Source organism: Anaerocolumna xylanovorans DSM 12503 (assembly GCF_900143645.1).
Lineage (GTDB): Bacteria > Bacillota > Clostridia > Lachnospirales > Lachnospiraceae > Anaerocolumna > Anaerocolumna xylanovorans.
This window is the reverse complement of record NZ_FRFD01000011.1, coordinates 149291-171019: the sequence shown is the minus strand read 5'-3', so window position 1 is coordinate 171019 and position 21729 is coordinate 149291. Positions and strand designations below refer to the sequence as shown.

Sequence of the window (21729 nt, the reverse complement as noted above, 5' to 3'; positions counted from 1 at the left end):
GCCTAAGCGGAAAGTGAAAAGCCGGCTGTTTTATGACAATACCCTTTTTCATGCAGGAGCCTTTTCGGGGATTTGCCGCGAGTCTTATGTTTTGCAATTGTATTTGTTTCTTGAATAAGGTAAAATAAGCTGTAAACCAGATAGAAAAGAAGCGTAAAAGAATGGATAGAAAGCAAATAAGGGAAGATGAATATTATAGAGATTGTACTCTATGTCCGAGGAACTGCCATATAAGCCGTTTGGACGGAAAGGTCGGCTATTGCAGGGCCGGGGCAGAGATAACAGCCGCAAGGGCAGCGCTTCATCATTGGGAAGAACCCTGTATATCCGGCAGGAAAGGCTCCGGGACGGTATTCTTTTCCGGCTGTTCCTTGGGATGTGTATATTGCCAGAACTATGATATCTCCAGGAACCTGGCTGGAAAGATAATAACAACAGACCGGCTGGCAGAAATCTTTCTGGAGCTTCAGGAGCAAAAAGCCCATAATATTAACTTGGTAACTCCCGGCCATTATGTACCCTCCATTATAAAAGCCATTGGACGGGCCAAGGAAGGAGGGCTTCATATACCGGTAGTTTATAACAGCAGCGGGTATGAAAGTGTGGAAACTGTTAAAATGCTGGAAGGAGTTGTGGATATATACCTGCCGGATTTCAAATATTATGGACAAGAAATGGCATACCGTTATTCAGGGTGCAGGGATTATTTTGAAGCAGCCTCCCAGGCATTAGAAGAAATGGTTCGTCAGACAGGAGAAGCGGTATTTGAAGAAGAAATCATGAGAAAAGGTGTAATCGTAAGGCATTTACTGTTACCGGGTGGACTGGCGGATTCCAAGAAAATCATAAAATACTTGTATGAAACCTATAAAGATACCATTTACATCAGCATAATGAACCAGTACACACCGCTTGAACAGGTAAAAGAATATCCGGAGATTAACCGTAAGGTAACAGAAAAGGAATATGAGGCCTTAGTGGACTATGCATTAGAGTTGGGGGTTGAAAATGGCTTTATCCAGGAGGGTGAAACAGCATCGGAAAGCTTTATTCCTGCTTTTGATTACCGAGGGATATAGGATTTATGACATTCATGCAAGGAGTTAGTTTGAAATTTTTTTCAACTGCCAATTAACAAATCTCCAATCAAAGATTGGAGATTAAGGAAAGAGGTTAAAATACATGGTACGAAAAAATGAAAATAAAGAAATAAATAAGATAAAAGATAAGGTAAAGAGTGCAGGGAGCTATAAAGAAAAAGCTATAGGAGACAAGAAAGAAAACAGTACGGGAAATAAGGCAAAGCATAACATAGAGCATAAAACCGGGAAAATCAATATTGCAGGAAACAATATAAGGCCAAATACAGGAAAAGATACAGGCAAAAGCAGAGATAAAAGCAATAAGGGAAGGAACCAGCCAGAAGGAGCCTGTCCTTACAGAAGAGACTGCGGCAGCTGTCGGATTTATGAAAAGAGCTATAAAGAGCATTTAGCAGAAAAGCAAAAGCTGGTAAAGGATTTGTTAGCCCAGTATTGTCCGGTAGAGCCTATTGTTGGAATGGAAGACCCGACCCACTACCGCAACAAAGTGCATGTGGTATTTGACCGGGACCGCAGAGGAAATGCCATATCCGGTGTATATGAAGAAGGCACCCACAGGGTGGTGCCGATTGATAGTTGTATGATTCATAATTCGAAAGCAGACGAGATTATAGTCTCCATACGCGGACTGTTAAAGTCCTTTAAAATCAAGACTTATGATGAGGATACTGGTTATGGATTGCTGCGCCATGTCCTGATTCGAACGGGATATCACAGCAAGGAAATCATGGTAGTATTAGTAATTGGTTCTCCCATCTTTCCTTCAAAAAATAACTTTGTTAAAGCAATCAGGCAGCTGCACCCGGAAATATCGACAATTGTGGTAAATGTTAATAATAAGAATACCAGTATGATTCTAGGAGATAAGGAGCAGGTAATCTATGGGAGAGGATTTATTGAAGATACTTTATGTGAGAAGGTATTCCGTATATCTCCCAAATCCTTTTACCAGGTAAACCCTACCCAGACAGAAAAACTTTACCGCCTTGCAATTGATATGGCAAAGCTGACAGGAAAGGAAACGGTACTGGATGCTTATTGCGGCATCGGAACCATAGGTCTGATAGCTTCCGATAAAGCCGCCAAAGTAATTGGTGTGGAGCTAAACAAAGATGCCGTAGCAGATGCAAAGGTAAATGCAAAGCGGAATGAAACCTCCAATATTCAATTCTATCTGAAAGATGCAGGTGAATTCATGGCACAGCTGGCACAGCAAAAAGAAACCGTGGATATTGTATTTATGGACCCGCCAAGAGCCGGAAGCGATGAAAAATTCCTGGACTCACTGGCTATTCTAAAGCCTAAGAAGGTGGTTTATATTTCATGTAACCCTGTGACCTTGCAAAGAGATGTAGAATATCTGACTAAGAAAGGATATAAGGCAGAAAAAGCAGTACCGGTGGACATGTTCCCTTGGACGGGACACGTGGAGACAGTGGTATTGATGTCAAGGATGCAGAAATAGATAGGGCTAAAAAGGCTTAAAATAAAGGGATTCCAAGCATTGGGATTTTCACAGTAGTATGAGAGCGGAGGTTCCTGTGCCGGGAAACCCTTATTTTTATTGTTTGGGAGAACATATCCACCTCATAAAAATGGATAGAGTTGAGGAGACAGGTTAGATGTCAATATGATGGAAGCAATTTGGAAATAATACATTTGACTTAAAAATAATTATATGGTATAAATATTATATAATTATTAAAGCGAGGGAATGCCATGTCAATAAAAAAGAATATAATTTTTATCCATTTTTATGGCTAGAAGTATATCCTTTTATAGATGTGGCTGATTCTTTTCATTGATCTTACTGCCATAGTATATATAAGTATATACTATGGCTTTTTGCTTGAATGTCTCATAAGTTAGGGACAATCTAATACCTTCAGTGCGGAGGATTTTGATTAAATATCTGCAATATTAGCAGTATTTTAAAAATTATTAATTAGCAAAGATCAATGAGAAGGAGCATATATGTGTGATTTAAAATTAAAATTGGAAACAGAACGTTTACTATTGATTTGTGAAACTTACGAAGCCATGTGCCTGTCTGCCGAAAATGGTGATGAGCTGGCTAAAGACTTTTGTGGTGCATATCGTTATCACAACGCACTTGCCGATGAGGGCAAATTTAAAAAAGAGGACTTAATCTGGTACAGGACTTGGACTTATTATGACAAGTCAGATAACAGAGTTATAGGCGGCGGCCTATTTAAAGGTACACCTAATGATCTCGGTTATGTGGAGATAGGTTATGGCATATGTGATAATATGCAAAGTTGCGGATATGCAACTGAGGGAAGTGGACGTCTTATCATTTGGGCACTCAATGAAATGGGGGTTGCAGGTGTCATCGCAGAAACAGAAAAAGATAATATTGCATCTATATGTGTACTCGAGAAGCTTGGTTTTGAAAAGACACATGAAACGGATGAATTTTATTACTGGCTCAAATGCAAACTATAATAATAAAATAAAAGCTATTTTATACTACGATTGAAAGGAAGCGGTATATCTTAAAAAATCTAGATAATCAGATTTTGAGATATGCCGTTTTCTATAAGAATCATTAATTAGTTTATAAATAAACAATGGATTTAAAAATCAATCAATATGTTTCCACCGACTGAGGGTTCTAATGACATCAATACTGTCCTCTCAAGCCATGTGGAGACGGTAATAATGATGACGAAATGTGGTTCAGAGGGCAAAAAGTAGACTTTGACCACAATATGCAGTGGTTTGTAAGCCGAAAATGAGCAAAAATCGGGGCAAAAAAGTGCAAATTAGAAGATAGATGATATTGTAGAGACAGGATTGATGAGCAGATGTTGTTGAAATACTGTTAATGTAGTGTAATATTATTTTAGGGATTAATAAACTGATATTTATAGAATATCTTACCCAAGGGCTATTTGGGATGTATTACCAATAACTGAAAAAAGGAGGCTGATTATGTCAGAATACATTCCAAAACCTACTGGGGAATATCAGGTGGGTATTTATAAAATGGATATAGTTGACAATAACAGAAAAAATACCTACGATATACCTTCTGAAAACAGAAAACTTGCCATGTGGTTTTTCTATCCGGCTGTTGATGAACCTGGTGAGAAGATGCACTATGGTATAAAAGAAGATCTAAAGAAATTAAATATACCATGGTCGAACAATTTCATAGAATGTTATGAAAACATAGCACCAGCCAGGGGCAGCTTTCCAGCTATTATTTACAGTCATGGATATGGTAGTAATTTATATATAAATACTGCATTTTGTGCTGACATGGCATCTCATGGCTTTATTGTTGTCTCTATAAGTCATCCATACGAAGCGGATACGGTTTATTATCAGGATGGAAGCGTAATTAATTTTCACAAACCCTTTGCAAAAATTGTAGACAATCTGGGCATAGTTGAAAGTATAAGGTATATAGGCTTGTTTTTAGACTTTATCTCATCGTATAAAGTCTTAGCAATGCGGCAGCAGCGTATTTTCAAGAATCATATAAGGGAAGCAAGAGACCACATCGCAACATGGACACAGGATAATAGTTTTGTTTTGGATAAACTAATAGAGTTAAACCAAGAAAGTGATTTCTTCTTAAATAAACGGTTTGACTTTACTAAAGGAGTTGGTTTAGCAGGGCATTCTTTTGGTGGATGTGCTGCGGTGGACAGTTGTTATAACGATAAGAGATTTTGTTGTGTATTGAATTTTGATGGACAGGTTTTTGGTGCATGCAGTTTGCAGGATATAGAGCGGCCATATATGAGAATAGGACAAGCTTTATCAAAATATACGGCATTAACTCCAATTGCTTACAGTACAGCGCCTGTTTATGATATAACCTTAAAGAAGGTGACTCATATGGGTTACACCGATTGGATGTATCTGCCTCGTGATAATAAAGGGATGGTCGGCAAATTACCGAATGATATTCTATTTGAAATAACCACACAGTTTTCGCAATTTTTCTTCAATAAACACTTGTGCGGAAAAGAGAATGCTGTTTTCCCTGAAATCAGCAGAAAATATGGTAATGTTGAAGTGTTGAATTGCTATAAATAATGGATAATTGATATAGGTTAAAGTGCATTCATTTGTTAATGGGTGTATTTATGCTTGGCGGAAGAGTGATGCCTATAGTACTATTTAATAAAAACTATAACAATTAATATACCTAGAATTACTTAACATGCCCTGCCGCCAAGGCCCCACCAGGCTCAAGCGGCATCTTTTTTGACCGTTCAAGGCACGTTAGCGATTGCTAAAATTGATGAGAAAACGATTTGATTAATGATATACTAAATAAATTTAATCAATTCATGGGAGATGTGTAAAATATTTAACAGATTACTTCTCTTATCTATGATAAAATCAATAGATAATGCTTTTGGATTGGGCTATTAAGAAAATATAATAATGAGAGGCTTTAAGGGTTAAAGTAAATGGAAAAACGAAGATATTTATGCCTGATGGATATCCCTATCTTTTCTGGAATGGATAAGATTACCTTTTCTGCTATTTGTCGTAATACAAAAAAACAACAGGTGAAGAAAGGAGAATTTTTATTCAGGCAGGGTGACCCCGAGAATGTAATATACTATATAAAAATGGGCAGCTTTAAGCTGGTCAGGATTACCGAAGATGGTGAAGAAGTTATTATTCAGATAGTTGGAGCTGGTGAAACTATTGGTGAAACAGCCTTATTCAGAGAAGATACGTTTTCACCTATATCGGCTATAGCCATTGAAGATGCGATAGTTTGCAGCATTACCCGTAAATCAATTGAAAAGCTTATTATGGAAAAACATGAAATAGCGTTGCAGATAATTAGAAACCTCTCTAATTGCCTGTATGATACATGGGAACGAATTACTGTAATGAATACACAGACGATTCAAGAAAAAGTTACAGGTCTTTTTATTGAATTAGCACAGGAATATGGCGAACCTTGTCCAGATGGGACAATAATCAAGCTTCATTTGACTCAGCAGGAAATTGCTTCTATTGTAGGAGCGTCCAGAGTGATGGTTTCTCATGCTTTACAGAAGCTTATTAAAAACGATACTATTTACAGAAAGCAAAAATATTATGTATTGAGAAGTAAATGTATTTATTAAAATGTAAAATTTTTAACAGAAAAGCACTCCTTTAAGTGTTAGAGTTATAAAAAACTAAAGGGAGTGTTTTAATATGAATGAAACATTGAAGGTAATCAGCAGAAGAAGGAGTATAAGGTCATATCAAACAGAACAGATAAAGGATGAGGAATTGCATGAGGTTTTGGAAGCAGCATTACTGGCTCCTAGTGCAGCCAATGTGCAGAAATGGCACTTTGCAGTTATACAGGAAAAAGACCTGCTTGACAGGATGGTAATAGATATCATCGAAGCAGTAAGGAATTCAGGCAATAAATTCTTGACTGACGTTGTAAGCAGACCAGATCATCATACATTTTATCATGCACCTACTGTAGTTATCATTTCAGGTGATAAGAGTTCCCCATATTCTCAGAATGATTGTTCCGCAGCAGCAGAAAACATTTTAATAGCGGCAGAATCGTTGAATATCGGTTCATGCTGGATTGGAACCTTTCTCCCGCTCTTTGCATCGGAAAAAGGTGAGGAATATAAAAAGAAATTAGTTATACCGGAAGACTATTATCCTGTCTGCGCAGTTGCACTTGGATACAAGGCTATTGACAACGTTCCTACTCCACCCAGAAAAAAAGATGTTATTAGCTTTGTAAAGAAGGGATGATTGCATGAAACTATCGGGTAAAACATGCTTAATTACCGGTGCAAATTCAGGATTGGGCTTTGCCACTGCGAAACAGTTCGCAGAATTGGGGGCGAATGTTGTTTTGGTGTGCCGGGATTTTCAAAAAGGCAAAAATGCAATGAAAGAAATTAAAAAAGAGGTACCTGGTGCCAACCTTGAGCTAATGATTTGTGATTTGGCTTCTATAAAGTCGATTCTGGATTTTACTAAAAAGTTCAAAGAAACACATTCAGAGCTTAATGTGTTGTTTAACAATGCAGCAGTTTTGACACAGAACAGGACTGTTACAGAAGATGGCTATGAAATGATGTTCCAGATTAACTATTTAGCTCCGGTATTACTGACCACATCCTTGCTGGATATGCTAAAGGGCAGTACGGAGGCACGAATTATAAATATTGCGGTACCACCGGAAAAACTTTGGGTTAATTTTGATGACTTGCAGTTTTTAACACATTATAAACCTTTTGATGAGTTTATGAGAACAAAGCTCTATCTTTTGCTATATAGTATTGAGCTTTCCAAAAGACTAGCCGGTACCGGAGGAATAATAGTAAACTCCATAGACCCGGGATTATTCAAATCGGGACTACGCAGAGAAAGCCCGTGGCTTCTTGGCAAGATAACGGATTTATTTGCTGTCACTGCTGACAAAGCTGCGGAAAGCATTGTTTTCCATACATTATCGAATGAAGCTGCAGAAAATTCCGGAAAGGTTTTTGTTAGGAGACAAGAGAAAATGCTTATACCATATTGGAATGATTCTCAAGTAAGAAAACGCCTTTGGTCAGTTACAGAATCGCTAATTGATAAGCATAGTACAGTTTGAAATATTGTACCGTACCTCTTTATTAGCGGTGTTTTCATTTATATAACTGCATTAATGGCGTTTATTTCAACCGTATATAGGATTTACATTTGTATGGATGCAGTAGGACGAAATAAAAAGCAAATGCAAGAATATATGCCATAGGTGAAATAACTGAAGCGGCTTTCATGTAATGTCATCTAAAGATAGATTGCTAAACTTAATCGCTTTGACAATTGCTTGTGTACTGGTCATGGCATTATACTTTTTAAATATATTGTGTTTATGGTATTTGACAGAACTTACGCTTAATTTCATTTCCTTTGAAATGGCGTAATCTGTGAGGCCTTTAGCCATATGTTTTAAAATCTCTATCTGTCTATCATTTAATCTTTCAGGTGTATTTTTATCAAGAATACTTTGCTTTTCGAACTTGAGATATTCGTTGCATATTTTATAATTGATAAGATTGGTAATAGCAATCAATTCTGGCTTTATCGGTTGATTTGTTGTGATTACGGCAATATAACCTATTATTTCGCTATTATAGTCTAAAGGGATGCAATATTCATAACATTCCGATAAAAGGTCGCAATAATGATGCTGGGGCAGAATATTAACTGGTCTATTCAATGTCATGCATAAAGAAACCGAGTTTGTGCCAATACTCTCTTCTAAAAGGGAGGCTCCGGGAGTTACGCTTGATTTGAATGGAGTATCGCTGGCTGCTATATTGTTTTCAGCCAGTATGATTCCGTCACTGTCACATAAAAAATATAAACATTGTACTGAAATATAACTACTTACTTCATTTATGGAATCATTGTACAGCAATAATAGTTTTTTTTTGAAGAGTAACCTTTGCTGGAGGGCAGTTCTTTCAATATGTACCATTGGGGCACCAATAGATGTAAGCAAACCTCTTTTTATGCACCTTCTCCATGACAACAAAATTTCTTCAAGTATTAAAGAATCATTTTTCATATAAATAGCCCCCATCTCAATATTTGAAACCACGATAATCAATGAACCTTGCCCACTGTGTTTCTGTTTCTTTTGCTATATCTATTTCAACGATCAGTGTATTTGGTTTTATTGCTTCAGTTTTTGTACATTGCGGTTCTTCATTTGCGGATTACCTCCTGGATTTTATGATTTTTGTGCGTTTGCAAGGCACACATTAATCATAACAGGAGGTTTTTTAATTCTCAAAATCCATTTCATTCCTTACAGGAATGCTTGTAAAATATAAAATATTCTCATGCATGGCACAAAAACGGTAGTGCTTATTGTTAATTCAAAATAAGAATAGTGATTCTTTATATCGAATTTAATGTAATGAACTTCATGGTAAGTGATATTAAAAGCTAACTTGCAACAGGATTAATTATATAATAGTACTAAAATAGTAAAATACTTAAAAAGATTGCTATAATTTGTAGAAAATTAGAATTTACGATTTATGGATAACAAATTTGTACTTTTGACTATAAATATGTCGATTTTTTACTTGTGGTTAGGACTTTGCATGTCTAGGTGGATAGTTGTGTTTAAAATGAAAGCCTAGTATACTTTGCTTAATTCAGATATTAACGCGATTGTTTTGCCTGCTTTTTGATGGCGAAAAAGAGAAAGGAGTCTAACTATGTCAGAAATATTTTTCATTAATTCCAGTACAATTATCCATGCTGATAAAAACATGACTGAGCCGGGACATGGCCTGCCGCAAGGCAGCTTCAGTGAATCTCGTCAGGTAAGTGGGTGCAGCTTATGACTCGCAGAGTGTGCCTGGCACTTCCCACTAATCGGGAGTGCGCTGCTGCTATCTCCTTGCTGGCGGAGGAAGCGGATTACGCGGTTCGTCACTTCGGAGTCGAAGTATGTCTCTTGATTTTGGACACATGTGATGGCGAGGCATTTTCCAGGAACTTCCGGGCCGCCCGGGACCTTCCTCCATATAAGAACGTCATCCCCGTGCATCTCGGCTTGGCAGCGCAGAAACACCATCTCCGAAAGATCATAGACCGCGCAGGCATCAACGACCCGGATTGGATACTGGACCTTATGCTGCCTGATGGAGTCTCTTATGGTGCCTGCACCAATCGCGCATTCCTAATCAGCAGAAGCCTGGGGTGTGATTCGATTCATCGCAGAGACTCAGACAGCCGCTATCAAGTTGTCAACGGGACAACCGTGTTCCCGATTCATCAAGAACTCCTTTCACTTGGCAAAAAGGCCGGCGATGCGAAAGCTGTGGTCTCTGAAGTGGTGCTTGACCCCATACACGAGAGTAAGCCCGTTTCCATGGTCGGAGGCTCTTTCGTTGGTGAAATGTCGGTGGATATTGGGGAGATTTATGCGCTCGACAGGGAGATCTATTACGACATTGTCAGCCTCTGGGCAGATAATCATTCCTCACCAGAGGGGAGACGCAAACTCGTTGATGTTTCCTTCAAGGGTGCCGGTACCGGCAAATTTACTCACGACCGGTCAACCCTTTCCATCGTTGATCCAATGAATATAGATATGTGCAACATCAGCTTTTATCAGGTGCATGAAGATGTTCCGCTGCCGCCCGCTACCGATACAATTGGCAGCGACTACTTCTTGATGCATGCCGTGGAATGCGCCCGTCTGCCAGGCGTACACCACAACAGACATATAGAGAATTTCTATACCCGGGGGAGAAAGACCGACACCGGTTTTATGGCTTATCATATGAGACTGACGAAGTTCTTTCTCTCAATGCTCTACTTCCATGATATTTATAAAAACATGGCAAGAGCAGGTGAATCTCTGCTTGGTCCAGGACATCGCATATCGATTTCTCCAATCATCGAGATGGCCCGGCAGAGTTTGCAACTTGATAAAAGAGAAAATGAACATAAGCTAAATGTGCTCACGGATGCCTATACCAGGCTGGGTGGACGATATGCTTCATTTGCCGAACTGATAGCAGGACAACGGCATCAGCTGCTCCTGAAGGCGGAGCAGGATATAAACGACTTTATCGTGCTCATGGAGGCATGGGCCTCACTTATGAATGCGAGCAAGATCACCTGTCTGTCGGAAGCCGGACTGTGTAGCAGCCGCGTCGGTATAGAACCTTCGCGTCTTGAACTGGGGGGGGACCTGAAATATGATAGAGAGTAGAAGAATGCGGGCTGCATTGGCTGCGGCAGCAACGAACTGTGTCATCTTCGACCTGGAAGGCATCCATATGCAGTATGACTCACTGCTGCGTGAGCTGCCTGGAGTTGAGATTCGGTTTGCTTTAAAGTCCTGCCCGGTCGACGAAGTTCTTGCTGCTCTCGCAGGGAAGGGCGCCGGCTTCGATGCCGCCAGTCTCAACGAGATTCAACAGGCGCTTCGGACGGGTGTGCCCGTCGAGAGGGTGCACTTTGGAAACACAATCAAGTCGGATCAGCAGATTGCTGCGGCCTTCCGCCTCGGCATACAAGACTTTGCCACCGACAGTCTTGAAGACGTGGAAGCAATAGCCGAATATGCTGCCGGGGCCAGCGTCTTCTGCCGCCTCTCCACCGATGGGGACGGCGCTTTGTGGGGATTGAGCCGGAAGTTCGGATGTTCAGGAACCGACGCTCTGGCGATTCTGCAAAGAGCTGAGTCCAGGGGGCTGAATGCCGCCGGAATCTCGGTACATGTTGGATCACAGCAAATGAAGGCAAAAGGCTGGCAAAGGGCCCTCAGTGGCATGGCTGAAACAGTGCGAAGCCTGCGTGCAAAAGGTATTATACTGGACTACATAAACCTCGGCGGCGGCCTGCCGGCATTGGGCTATACCGACCGGAGCGGAAGATCCCTTGTGCCACCGCTGAATGACATCTTCGCCGCCATTCGCGCCGGTATGCAGGAAATCAAGCGAGCTTCTGGAAAAGATCTGCACTTTATTATCGAGCCGGGCCGCTATCTTGTTGCTGACCAGGGTGCCATCAAGGCGCAAGTAATCCGTATGACAACCAGGCAGCTGCCGAATGGTGAGCGCCAATATTGGCTGTACATAAGCTGCGGTAAATTTAGCGGCCTCTATGAGACCGACGCGCTGCAATTTAGGCTGGTTTTTCCCTCTCATGCCGCCGCCACCGAATATGTGCCGGCCATGATCGCAGGTCCGACGTGTGATAGCGATGACGTGTTCCCGCATGACAACGGCCTTATTTACGTTCCTCGGGATCTCGCGTCTGGTGACCCTGTATGGATACTCTCGTGCGGAGCATACTCGATAAGCTACATGACGAAAGGATTCAACGGTTTCGAGCCGCTGTTAATCACTACGGTGCATTATCAGGAAAGCAGTTGGCGTGCCAGTATGCGTTACCCTATGCGGCAGCTCTTACCAGAATCTGAAACACGATGCTTAAATGGAGGTTTAGAGAGATGAAGGTAAGGTACATAAAGAATCGTGATTGGGATGAGATTGTGGCACTTGAGCGTCAAACATACTTGAGCGTGTTGTCGGAAAACCGGACTGCATTGACGTCCAAAAATAGCGCTTCTCCCTCCACTTGCTTCGTCCTTGAAGCGGAGGGGCGGGTCGCGGGTTACCTGCTCTCCTTACCATATCCCAGATTTGAGTATCCACACCTGGCTCAGGCCGAATCCATGGTCTATCGTTCGCAGAATCTTCATCTACACGACTTGGTGATTGCTAAGCGATACCGTGGACAGGGCTTAGCAAGACGACTCTTGAATCAGCTAATGCTGGCGGCCGAAAGGGAGGGCTATCAATGGCTGTCATTGGTGGCGGTTTCGGAAGCCCGCTTCTTTTGGAAAGTCCAAGGGTACGACTTCTGCCCGGAAATTGTACTTCCAAAAAGCTATGGAGAGGGGGCTGTCTATATGTCAAGAGCGATGCCGGTAAAGACAAGCTCAGTTCAAACATCAATCTCGGCTCCGTAAGTTCGAAGAACCATGACTCAACACCAAGCTAACAAGGAGGGGTAATATGTTCGGATTTCACAGTCAATGGTTTAAGTCTAAGGTCTCTATTGGTGCGCTATTTTTCTTCCTGGGTTTCCAATATGCCACATGGGGGGCGCGTCTTCCGGCAATCAAGGAACATCTGGGCCTAGATGCGGCGCAAGTTGGCATGCTCCTTCTCGCCTGCGGTTTAGGTGCGGCGCTGTCCTTCCCTCTTGTCGCAATGATGATGAATAGACTGGGCTCTTGCCGGGTTATTTATTTGTCAGTTATCGTGCTCGGTGTGTTTCTGCCCATGCTGGCTTGGGTACCAAACTATCCCATAGCGATTTTCGCTATGTTCTGTGACGGCGTCGCATGTGCATTGTTGAACGCGGCGATGAATGCTCAGGGGGCCGCGCTTGAAGTGAAGTCCCAGCAGAACACGATGTCGAAGCTGCATGCAACCTTCAGCTTCGGGGCCTTGTTCGCGGCCATGTTTTCGTCAGGCGTCATGTACTTCACAGCGAACCTTTCGGCTCATTTCATCGGAGCGCTCGTCGTTTTGCTTTTACTCATGTTCTTTACGCGAGGGGGGCTGCTAGGCGAAGACATGAAGGCTTCCAAGGGAGAAAGCACGCGGTTTAGGCTGCCATCCCGGTTTACGTTGTGTATCGGCTTCGCTTTGTTCTTCGGCACGATTACAGAAGGCTCCATGAATGACTGGTCGGCCCTGTACTTGGTGGAAAATGCCGGGGCGTCGGCCAAAATAGCTCCTATGGGCATAGCAGTCGTGTCAATTATGATGGTACTGGCTCGCCTGTTCGCAGATGGTTGGCGCATACGCTGGGGCGATGGGCGTGTCGTTATGTGGGGCGGTGTGCTGGCCAGTTTTGGACTGGCTTTCGCCCTGTTGCTGGGAGGAGTAGTCCCTGCCTTGACTGGGTTTGCGTGTGTTGGATTGGGTATGGCGGCGGTGACTCCCTGCATCTATGTCGCAGCCGCAAAAAAAGGTCCGGACACATTGACATTGGTTGCATCAATGGGAGAGACAGGTCTCCTGGCAGGCCCGCCGGTGATTGGGTTAATTTCAAATGCCAGCAGCCTGGTTTGGGGAATGGGCTTCGTCGCCTTGTCGGCCGGTCTTGTCTCTCTTTTTGCGACCCGAATCCGCTGGTCGAGCAGCAAGGACTCTGAACCCAAGATATAACTGCTAGCTGCTTCTGTAGAAACAATATGTATGGAGGTAGGTTGAAAAAACAAAAAGACTGTTTTTAAACTACGTATTAAGAAAAGAGGTTAAAATGAAAATGACCCGAATTGAACATCCCAGCGTAAGTTTCGAAGTAACCGCGCACTGTAACTTGAAGTGCGCACATTGTGATCACGCATCCCCCTGGATGCAAAAGAAGTTTCTGTCCGTACCCCAGTTTAAAAGGGACGTCGAGCGCTTGGCGTCGGTCTTCCATGCTGATGAAATCCGGTTTGCCGGCGGCGAGCCACTACAGCACCCGGATCTGGCTCAGATTCTTCAGATCGCGCGCAGAAGCGATGTGGCAGCCGGTATCGTGATCCTTACAAACGGTCTCCTCCTCAACAAGATTCCAGATGAGATACTCGATCTTACGGACTGTCTGATGGTGAGTCTCTATCCGGGTGTCCGGTTGCCGTTCGACCTCGCTAAGATGGAAGCCCGGGCCCGGAACCATGGGACGAAAATCATCTACGATCGCGTTACAGGGTTTCGGCAGATGCTGGTCAACAACCGGATTGAAAACGACCAGGCCGTGGATGCGGTTTTTCGCTCCTGCTTCTCTGCCGTAAACTGCCACACGGTTTATGAGGGAAAGTATTTCCGTTGCTCCCGGAGTAATTCTCTCTCGAAGAGGATGAGTCTCGCCGGGCGAAGAGTGAATGAGCCGAGGGAGTATGTGGATCTCTTTGAAAGCCGGGACCTCGCGGCGGATCTGAAGCGCTACATCGGTGAATCCACGCCTCTCGAGGCATGCCGGTATTGTCTGGGCAACATCGGTCAGCGGGTACCTGCGAAGCAGCTCACTAAAGCTGAAATCCAGCAGGAGATGGCAGCACACCATGAGAACCCGGAGAATCTGCTGGACCAGGACATCGATTTCGCATCAGTGGAAACACCTCCTCCGTTGGCGGCGGGCTGGTGGCGTCTCGACTACGACATCAAACAGCAGGAACATGCGAAGCAAAACAAAGACGCATTCTTTATAACGTCGGAGCAGTTCGTTAAAGAGAGTCTTTAGAATTTGGCCCTTTAGATTCAGATGAAGAATACCACAGGTCTTGCGTCGTATAAATTCCTGTCGGTAAAATATCACGTTCACTTATGCCATTTTCAGAATCGTACCTTATGGCTACGGCCTTTTGATCTATTGCTGCATCAAAAACGTGACCAAGGCATGGTGCAGGCAACGGTATTTGAGGAATCCAAAATAAAATTCGATCTGCATTTTGTCAATGCGTGCTTTTATATTATCCGGGCTGCTGTAATAAAACTTTTTTAATGCCAAAGCATGTTCGGCTTTAAAAAGCAATGACTTATACCTCCGTGAGGCTCAACCTCCCAATACAGAGGAACTCCAATTATGGTTTATAAATTCTTTTTTACATATCGTTAATATATTTCGTGTATTAAATGGAAAATCTCATTTTTTTGCAAAAAATGCCAAAAAAAAACTTGCAAATATTTCTATAATGTCATATTCTGCATATAGAATAGTTTTGGAGGATAAAGGAAGAATATGTGGTTTCATGTAAAAATGAAATTCAGATAAGCCGACAGCACCATCAAGGAGTACGGTTCACACGAGGAACTGGTCAACCGGTCGGACGGGCTCTATGCCAAGATGTTTGTAGCACAGGCGCGGTATTATACATAAAGTGTTTAGAAATAATCAGATTAATAATAAAAGTGAGTATCTGCGGGGAGACAAAAAGTGAAAGCAGGTAATATTCTTTATTTAAGTCTTAAATTGACTAATAGATGTAATCTGAAATGTGCTATGTGTGGGCAGATCTTTTCCCCGGAACGGAGTTCAAAGGAAGAATTGGAATTGGCGGCTATCAATAAAATTTTAGATGAAGCGTCATTTGTCAAACAGGTCTATTTGTTTGGTGGAGAGACTCTTCTCTATAGCAGATTACTTGAATGTTGGAGTTGCTACAGAACAGAAATGTAATGTTTAATTTAGAACTGTAAAAACATTCGGTTATACTGACTTAAGTCAATGCTGGCAGTATGTGTGTGTCAAGGTACATTTATTTGGATACGTAATTTGTACCTCTCCCAATTACGCGAAATTATTATTTTGCGTAATTGGGAGGACAGAAGATTGAAGTTTGTATCCAAATAAAAAAGTTATAGAACAATACCATTAACCTGCAGAATAAGTATAACTTACTTTCTATAATTTTCTTTACAATCAATATCACCCTGGTTGGTCTAAACATTTGGGGCTTTAATTTAAGCAGTTGGCTATCTCACAACGTACCTGGTGCCCCGTAACAGAATTTATCCTTACCATGTATTCCCATGATACAAGCATCTCTTCTCGATAAATAACCTTTATTAGCTAAAACAGAATAAATTCGTCTTTGATTTCTATTCTTATTTTGCATAAATTGCTACAAGCATGAATTATTGTAAGCTTGATATATTTACTATATATCAACTTGTCCGCAGCACTGTCCGCAGCTTTGTTTCCAGCATTGTTCGCTTCTTGTTCAGCTATTTAATTTCAACCTTTAAAACTACAGGCGTATTCGACTTGACAATTTAGCATTATAAATGGTCTGGTTGTTATATGCATTTTTAAGAGTATACGTCCGAATTGATTTGATGCAATTCAGGGCTTATATATATCTACGCTTTTTTGATGAAAACAGCCATTTCCAGGGAATTGTTAATATTTTTATAGGAGGTGTTAAAAGTCGAACTTGCTTGCCGGCAATTCCATGTAGAATGCTTTTCATGTGTTTTTGTGAGCGTTGATCAGAAAACTTAATTAGTGAAAGGGGTTTTGAATTTATGAAAGTAAGAAAGAGTTTATCCCAAATGTTGGTAGTACTTGTTTTAATTGCAATGGCAGCGGGCGTATTACCACTGACAACAGCTGCTGCAACAGCGCCTCAAACTGCAGCAGCGGCAACATCTGCATATAATGTAACTGCTTATCTTTGTGATTGGGTACCATGGACAGCAAGCGATATTGATGCAGCAAAGCTTACACATATTAACTTCGCCTTTGCAAATGTTTCAAGAAGTGGGCAGGTTATTATTGGCGACGCCGGTGTTGATCCTACATATTTCAATGAATTAAAGAAATTGAAAAACGTAAATCCTAGCCTAAAAACTCTGATTTCAGTTGGCGGATGGACATGGTCCACAAATTTCCATGCAGCCGCCTTAACGGATGCTTCCCGTACAACCTTTGCGGACAGTGCTGTAGCATTCATGAAGAACTACGGCTTTGATGGTGTGGATATTGACTGGGAATACCCAAACCAGCCTGGAAACGGCAACCCATACGGTCCTGAAGACAAACACAACTTTACTTTGATGCTTCAGAAGCTTCGCGAAAAGCTTGATGCTCAAGGTACCGCCGACGGTGGCAAGCATTACTTGCTGACCATAGCCTCCGGAGCAAGCCAAACATATGCTCAAAATGTTGAACTTAGTCAGCTTCAGCAATACATTGACTTTGTTAATATTATGACTTATGACTTTTATGGCAGCTGGGAGGGAACGACAGGACATGCTTCAGCCCTTATGGACCCAAGTGGCCAGAACCAGTTCAGTGTAGACTCTGCTGTTAAAATACATATGAACAATGGAGTTCCTGCAAACAAAATTGTTGTTGGCTGTGCTTTTTATGGCCACAGTTGGTCCGGTGTAACCAACTCCAATAATGGACTTTACCAGTCTTTTTCAGGTTCCGCCAATGATGAAATCACATACACACAGCTGGCTTCAAGCTATATAAACAAGAATGGTTATACCCGCTATTGGGACAGCCAGGCAAAAGCACCTTACCTTTGGAACGGAAATACCTTTGTTTCATATGATGATGAGCAGTCATTGCAGGAAAAGGCTGCATACGTTAAGTCAAAAGGTCTTGGCGGTGCAATGTTCTGGGAATACACCCAGGATTTCAGTGGGACACTCTTGACTGCCCTTTGGAACAATTTAAACAGTGGTGCAGAAACAGTAGCTGCACCTACTTTCAGCCCTGCTGCCGGAACATATAACTCACCCCAGTCTGTTGCCATCTCATGTGCTACAGCTGGCACAACCATCAGGTATACTACTGACGGGTCAACTCCAACTGCCGCTTCAACTGTTTACTCAGCTCCAATAAGCATAACAAGCGGCGTTGTAACTGTTAAGGCTGTTGCATCCAAATCCGGAATGACGGACTCAGCTGTTGCAAGTGCCACATATACTATTACTCCGGTAAATCAGGTTGCTGCACCAACCTTCAACCCCGCAGCCGGAACTTATACCACCGCGCAGTCAGTAACTATTGCATGCGCTACTCCTGATGCTGTCATCAGATATACCACGGATGGTTCCACTCCTACATCAGCATCATCTGTTTATACAGGTGCTATATCCGTAGCAAAAACTACAACGATTAAAGCTATTGCAACCAAGACAGGCATGGCGGATTCAACTGTTATAACCAGCGCTTACACGATCAATGATGGAACAATCTCTCCATGGGCCCCAAATACGGCCTATAAAGTAGGAGACAAGGTTTCCTACGGAGGTAAGAACTACACGTGCAGACAGTCCCATACTTCCCTTCCAGGGTGGGAACCCAGCAATGTTCCTGCTCTGTGGCAGCAGCTGTAATAAAAAACACTCCGGAGAAACCTGTTTCAGGTTTCTCCGGGTAATCCATCAAAATTAATTAAAGAGGTGTTTTTATATGAGAAAGAATAGAATTTTTAGAAAAATAATCCCATTGCTTTTGTGTCTGGTAATGCTGAACTGTATCTATGTATTTGCAAGTGCTTCGGCATCAGGCGCACCGGGAGCAGCAAACATAAGTCACGACAATTGGGATGGGGACGGAAACTATACCATAACTATGAATATGTGGTGGGGCAATAACGGTACTTCCTGGACCCTTTATGAAAACAATACCGCGATTCTCACCGAAGCTTTGACGGACAATTCTCCAAATGCCCAGACCGTGTCAAAAGCATTTACGAATAAGCCAAGAGGTACCTATACCTACAAATGTGATTTGAAAAATTCCTACGGTACATCGACCAGTTCAACAATAACTGTTACTGTTAATTCTGCTCCTCCTGCATCTGATCCGGGAGTTGGCGGAACCTGGGGCAGCAGAGTATTTGCACCTTATGTTGATGTTATGCTTTGGCCTCAATTCAGTTTAAACGATTGTTACGCCAAGACAGCCCAGAAATACTACACCCTTGCCTTCATTACTGCCGATACAAACGGTAATCCTGCCTGGGGCGGCGTTACACCCATGAGTGATAACTATTATTTCAGTGAAATTAAAGACATCCGCAGTAAAGGCGGCGATGTCATCATATCATTTGGGGGTGCCAATGGTACTGAATTGGCTTCTGCCAGTGCGAATACAGATGTAAACACGTTACAATCAAAATATCAGGCGGTTATTGATAAATACAAAGTAACATGGATTGACTTTGATATTGAAGGGGCTTTGGTTGCCGACAAGACTTCAACTGATAGAAGAAATAAGGCCATCAAGGGGCTGCAAGCCGATAATCCGAATCTAAAAATCGCTTTTTGCCTGCCTGTCCTTCCTTCTGGCTTAACGGCGGATGGATTGTATGTACTTGAAAACGCAAAGACCAACGGTGTAAGGGTGGATGTAGTTAATGTCATGGCTATGGATTATGGTGACGGGCAGGCACCAAATCCCGATGGTAAGATGGGTGATTATGCCATACAGGCTGCAACAAGCACCATAACTCAATGCACTAAAATAGGTTTAAGCCCAAAGATCGGTGTAACTCCAATGATCGGTCAGAATGATGTCGGGTCTGAAGTTTTTTATCTTACTGATGCACAGAAATTATTGAAATGGGCTGATGGAAACAGTTCGATAAGCTTGATTGCAATGTGGTCAAGTACCAGGGATAACGGAACCGGGGGCGTAAACAGACAGGCATCTCCAAAATACAGTGGCATTGCGCAGTCGGAATTTGATTTCACAAATATATTTAAGGCTTTTAAATAATCGAGAGGTGATTAACAATGAAGGTAAATAATAAAAACTCGGCAAGAAAGCTTTTATCTTTATTCTTAGGGCTAGTATTAATTTTTTCAACCTTAAGTTTCTCAAATCAGGCAGCCGCAGCAGATAAAGGCACATGGGCTCCAAACACAACATATGCCGCAGGTGATGTGGTTACCTATAACGGTAGTACATTCACATGTGTTCAAGGACATACTTCGCTTCCGGGTTGGGAGCCCTCCAATGCCCCCGCTCTCTGGAAAGCAGGCGGCACTTCTGCTGTAGCAACACCTACTTTTGACCCGGCACCAGGCACATATTCAACACCGACTACGACTGTAAGTATATCCTGCTCTACTACAGGAGCAACCATAAGGTATACTACTGACGGAACAACTCCAACTTCATCATCCACAGCCTACACAGGCCCTATTAGCATATCAACGGATACTTCAATAAAGGCTTATGCAAGCAAGCCGGGTATGAATGATTCATCAGTTGCCAGTGCTGCCTACATAATCACCTACAATCCGTTACAAGTTTCAACACCCAACTTCCAACCGGCTGGAGGAACCTACAGCTCACCTCTGACAGTCAACCTCTCATGTTCAACAAGCGGTGCGACCATCAGGTACACTACGGACGGGACAACACCTACCGATACATCACCGGTCTACAGTGTTCCTATACCTGTGGACAGCGGAACTAAAACCATAAAGGCCATAGGTACAAAATCAGGCATGGTCAATTCAGCAGTTGTAACATCCACTTATACCATTTCTCCGATCCCTCCCCTTGGCGGTAAGTTGTTGGTCGGATACTGGCATAATTTTGATAATAACCTGACTCCTGTTATTCAATTGAAGAATGTCTCAACTAAGTGGGATGTCATAAATGTAGCTTTTGCAGATATAGCCTATGATGGAACAGTTTCTTTTACACCATACAACGTAACCGATGCATCCTTCATATCCGATGTTTCATACTTAAAAGGCCTGGGGAAGAAGGTAGTTCTGTCTTTGGGCGGACAGAACGGTGCTTTAAGCTTACCCGATAGTGCCTCCAAAACAAGATTTACCAACTCATTGATCGCTGCCATAGACAAATATGGTTTTGATGGTGTAGATATTGATATTGAAACCGGGATAGCCCTAACTGGCGGTGATTCAGACTTTAAGAATCCTGCAACACCCACAATCGTTAATCTGATATCTGCATTAAAGACAGTCTGTGCCAAATACGGGTCAGGCTTCACATTAAGTATGGCTCCTGAAATCGCCTATGTTCAAGGCGGCATCACTGCATATGGAGGTCCTTGGGGCGCATACCTTCCAATTATATACGGTCTTAGGAACGAATTAACGTATATACATGTACAGCATTACAATTGCGGTGGAAACACAGCACTTGATGGAAAGTCCTATAATCAGGGTACTGCAGATTTTGAAGTGGCAATGGCTGAAATGCTGTTGAAAGGCTTTCCCGTAGCAGGTAATTCAAACAATATGTTTCCCGCTTTAAATCAAAATCAGGTAATGATCGGCATTCCTGCCGCTTCAGGTGCAGCTCCAAGCGGTGGATATATACGCCCTTCTGAAATGAAAAAGGCTCTGGATTATTTAATGAAAGGCATTTCCTACGGTGGAACTTACAAACTCCAGAATACTTCAGGCTATTCCGGTTTCAGAGGTCTTATGACCTGGTCGGTAAACTGGGACGCTCAAAACAGTTATGAGTTCACAAACAATTACCGCCCATATTTTGACGAGCTAAAGTAATAGCATGAATTCAAGAAGCTTTCTTATAGGAAGGCTCAAAATGGTACCTACTCATAGGAGGTTAT

Annotated in this window: 18 protein-coding genes and 1 pseudogene; 17 read left to right on the top strand and 2 right to left on the bottom strand. The window is 42.3% G+C overall.

Translation table 11 applies throughout. From position 1 onward, the window contains the following. The first annotated feature begins 161 nt into the window (after positions 1-161). The 7 genes from BUF11_RS18440 (at position 162) to BUF11_RS18410 (ending at position 7719) form a co-directional block, all read left to right on the top strand. Positions 162-1079 carry a 4Fe-4S cluster-binding domain-containing protein gene (locus tag BUF11_RS18440; RefSeq protein ID WP_073590335.1) on the top strand — a complete coding sequence of 306 codons (918 nt, stop codon included), beginning with the start codon at positions 162-164 and terminating at the stop codon, positions 1077-1079. A 103-nt stretch (positions 1080-1182) separates the two neighbouring features. Beyond that, positions 1183-2568 carry a 23S rRNA (uracil(1939)-C(5))-methyltransferase RlmD gene (gene rlmD / locus BUF11_RS18435; protein WP_084558755.1) on the top strand — a complete coding sequence of 462 codons (1386 nt, stop codon included), beginning with the start codon at positions 1183-1185 and terminating at the stop codon, positions 2566-2568. A gap of 509 nt (positions 2569-3077) precedes the next feature. Further along, positions 3078-3569: a GNAT family N-acetyltransferase gene (locus tag BUF11_RS18430; RefSeq protein ID WP_073590334.1), complete on the top strand. Its 492-nt coding sequence runs from the start codon at positions 3078-3080 to the stop codon at positions 3567-3569. Between the two features lie 489 nt (positions 3570-4058). Next, on the top strand, positions 4059-5174 hold the full coding sequence (locus BUF11_RS18425) for an alpha/beta hydrolase (protein WP_073590333.1): 1116 nt from the start codon (positions 4059-4061) through the stop codon (positions 5172-5174). 380 nt (positions 5175-5554) lie between these two features. Continuing rightward, complete coding sequence (locus BUF11_RS18420) at positions 5555-6229, top strand: Crp/Fnr family transcriptional regulator (RefSeq protein ID WP_073590332.1); 675 nt, start codon at positions 5555-5557, stop codon at positions 6227-6229. Between the two features lie 85 nt (positions 6230-6314). Continuing rightward, complete coding sequence (locus BUF11_RS18415; RefSeq protein ID WP_207665494.1) at positions 6315-6869, top strand: nitroreductase family protein; 555 nt, start codon at positions 6315-6317, stop codon at positions 6867-6869. 4 nt (positions 6870-6873) lie between these two features. Next, a complete protein-coding gene (locus BUF11_RS18410) occupies positions 6874-7719 on the top strand; it encodes an SDR family NAD(P)-dependent oxidoreductase (RefSeq protein ID WP_073590330.1) in 846 nt (281 codons plus the stop codon). Positions 7720-7884: 165 nt separating this feature from the next. Here BUF11_RS18410 and BUF11_RS24490 read toward each other — a convergent pair whose 3' ends face one another. Beyond that, positions 7885-8682, bottom strand: coding sequence for a response regulator transcription factor (locus tag BUF11_RS24490; RefSeq protein WP_242952411.1), 798 nt, complete (start codon positions 8680-8682; stop codon positions 7885-7887). Between the two features lie 786 nt (positions 8683-9468). Here BUF11_RS24490 and BUF11_RS18400 point away from each other — a divergent pair. The 6 genes and pseudogenes from BUF11_RS18400 (at position 9469) to BUF11_RS18380 (ending at position 14891) form a co-directional block, all read left to right on the top strand. Further along, positions 9469-10851, top strand: a complete 1383-nt coding sequence (locus BUF11_RS18400; RefSeq protein WP_073590329.1) for a DUF6271 family protein — start codon at positions 9469-9471, stop codon at positions 10849-10851. Then, complete coding sequence (locus BUF11_RS18395) at positions 10838-12100, top strand: type III PLP-dependent enzyme (protein ID WP_073590328.1); 1263 nt, start codon at positions 10838-10840, stop codon at positions 12098-12100. The genes BUF11_RS18400 and BUF11_RS18395 overlap by 14 nt, the downstream gene beginning before the upstream one ends. Continuing rightward, positions 12073-12450 (top strand): annotated as a pseudogene (locus BUF11_RS25235) (N-acetyltransferase family protein); the annotation flags it as partial. The gene BUF11_RS18395 and the pseudogene BUF11_RS25235, both read left to right, overlap by 28 nt. Continuing rightward, on the top strand, positions 12447-12650 hold the full coding sequence (locus tag BUF11_RS24820) for a hypothetical protein (protein WP_242952410.1): 204 nt from the start codon (positions 12447-12449) through the stop codon (positions 12648-12650). The pseudogene BUF11_RS25235 and the gene BUF11_RS24820, both read left to right, overlap by 4 nt. Before the next feature lie 14 nt (positions 12651-12664). Further along, positions 12665-13828: an MFS transporter gene (locus tag BUF11_RS18385; protein ID WP_073590326.1), complete on the top strand. Its 1164-nt coding sequence runs from the start codon at positions 12665-12667 to the stop codon at positions 13826-13828. Between the two features lie 94 nt (positions 13829-13922). Next, the gene (locus BUF11_RS18380; RefSeq protein WP_073590325.1) at positions 13923-14891 is read left to right on the top strand and encodes a radical SAM protein; all 969 of its coding nucleotides are present in this window, start codon (positions 13923-13925) and stop codon (positions 14889-14891) included. Here the strand turns inward: BUF11_RS18380 and BUF11_RS25270 are convergent. Further along, positions 14875-15060 carry a WYL domain-containing protein gene (locus BUF11_RS25270; protein WP_456297807.1) on the bottom strand — a complete coding sequence of 62 codons (186 nt, stop codon included), beginning with the start codon at positions 15058-15060 and terminating at the stop codon, positions 14875-14877. The genes BUF11_RS18380 and BUF11_RS25270 overlap by 17 nt on opposite strands. Before the next feature lie 524 nt (positions 15061-15584). Between BUF11_RS25270 and BUF11_RS25230 the strand changes: the two genes are divergently transcribed. The 4 genes from BUF11_RS25230 to BUF11_RS18360 all read left to right on the top strand — a co-directional run bounded on the left by BUF11_RS25230 (position 15585) and on the right by BUF11_RS18360 (position 21664). Next, positions 15585-15827 carry a radical SAM protein gene (locus BUF11_RS25230; protein ID WP_073590324.1) on the top strand — a complete coding sequence of 81 codons (243 nt, stop codon included), beginning with the start codon at positions 15585-15587 and terminating at the stop codon, positions 15825-15827. Positions 15828-16675: 848 nt separating this feature from the next. After that, positions 16676-18502: a glycosyl hydrolase family 18 protein gene (locus tag BUF11_RS24815; protein ID WP_073590323.1), complete on the top strand. Its 1827-nt coding sequence runs from the start codon at positions 16676-16678 to the stop codon at positions 18500-18502. A 76-nt stretch (positions 18503-18578) separates the two neighbouring features. Next, on the top strand, positions 18579-19889 hold the full coding sequence (locus BUF11_RS18365; protein ID WP_073590322.1) for a chitinase: 1311 nt from the start codon (positions 18579-18581) through the stop codon (positions 19887-19889). A 17-nt stretch (positions 19890-19906) separates the two neighbouring features. Beyond that, complete coding sequence (locus BUF11_RS18360) at positions 19907-21664, top strand: chitobiase/beta-hexosaminidase C-terminal domain-containing protein (protein ID WP_073590321.1); 1758 nt, start codon at positions 19907-19909, stop codon at positions 21662-21664. The last annotated feature ends 65 nt before the right edge of the window (positions 21665-21729 follow it).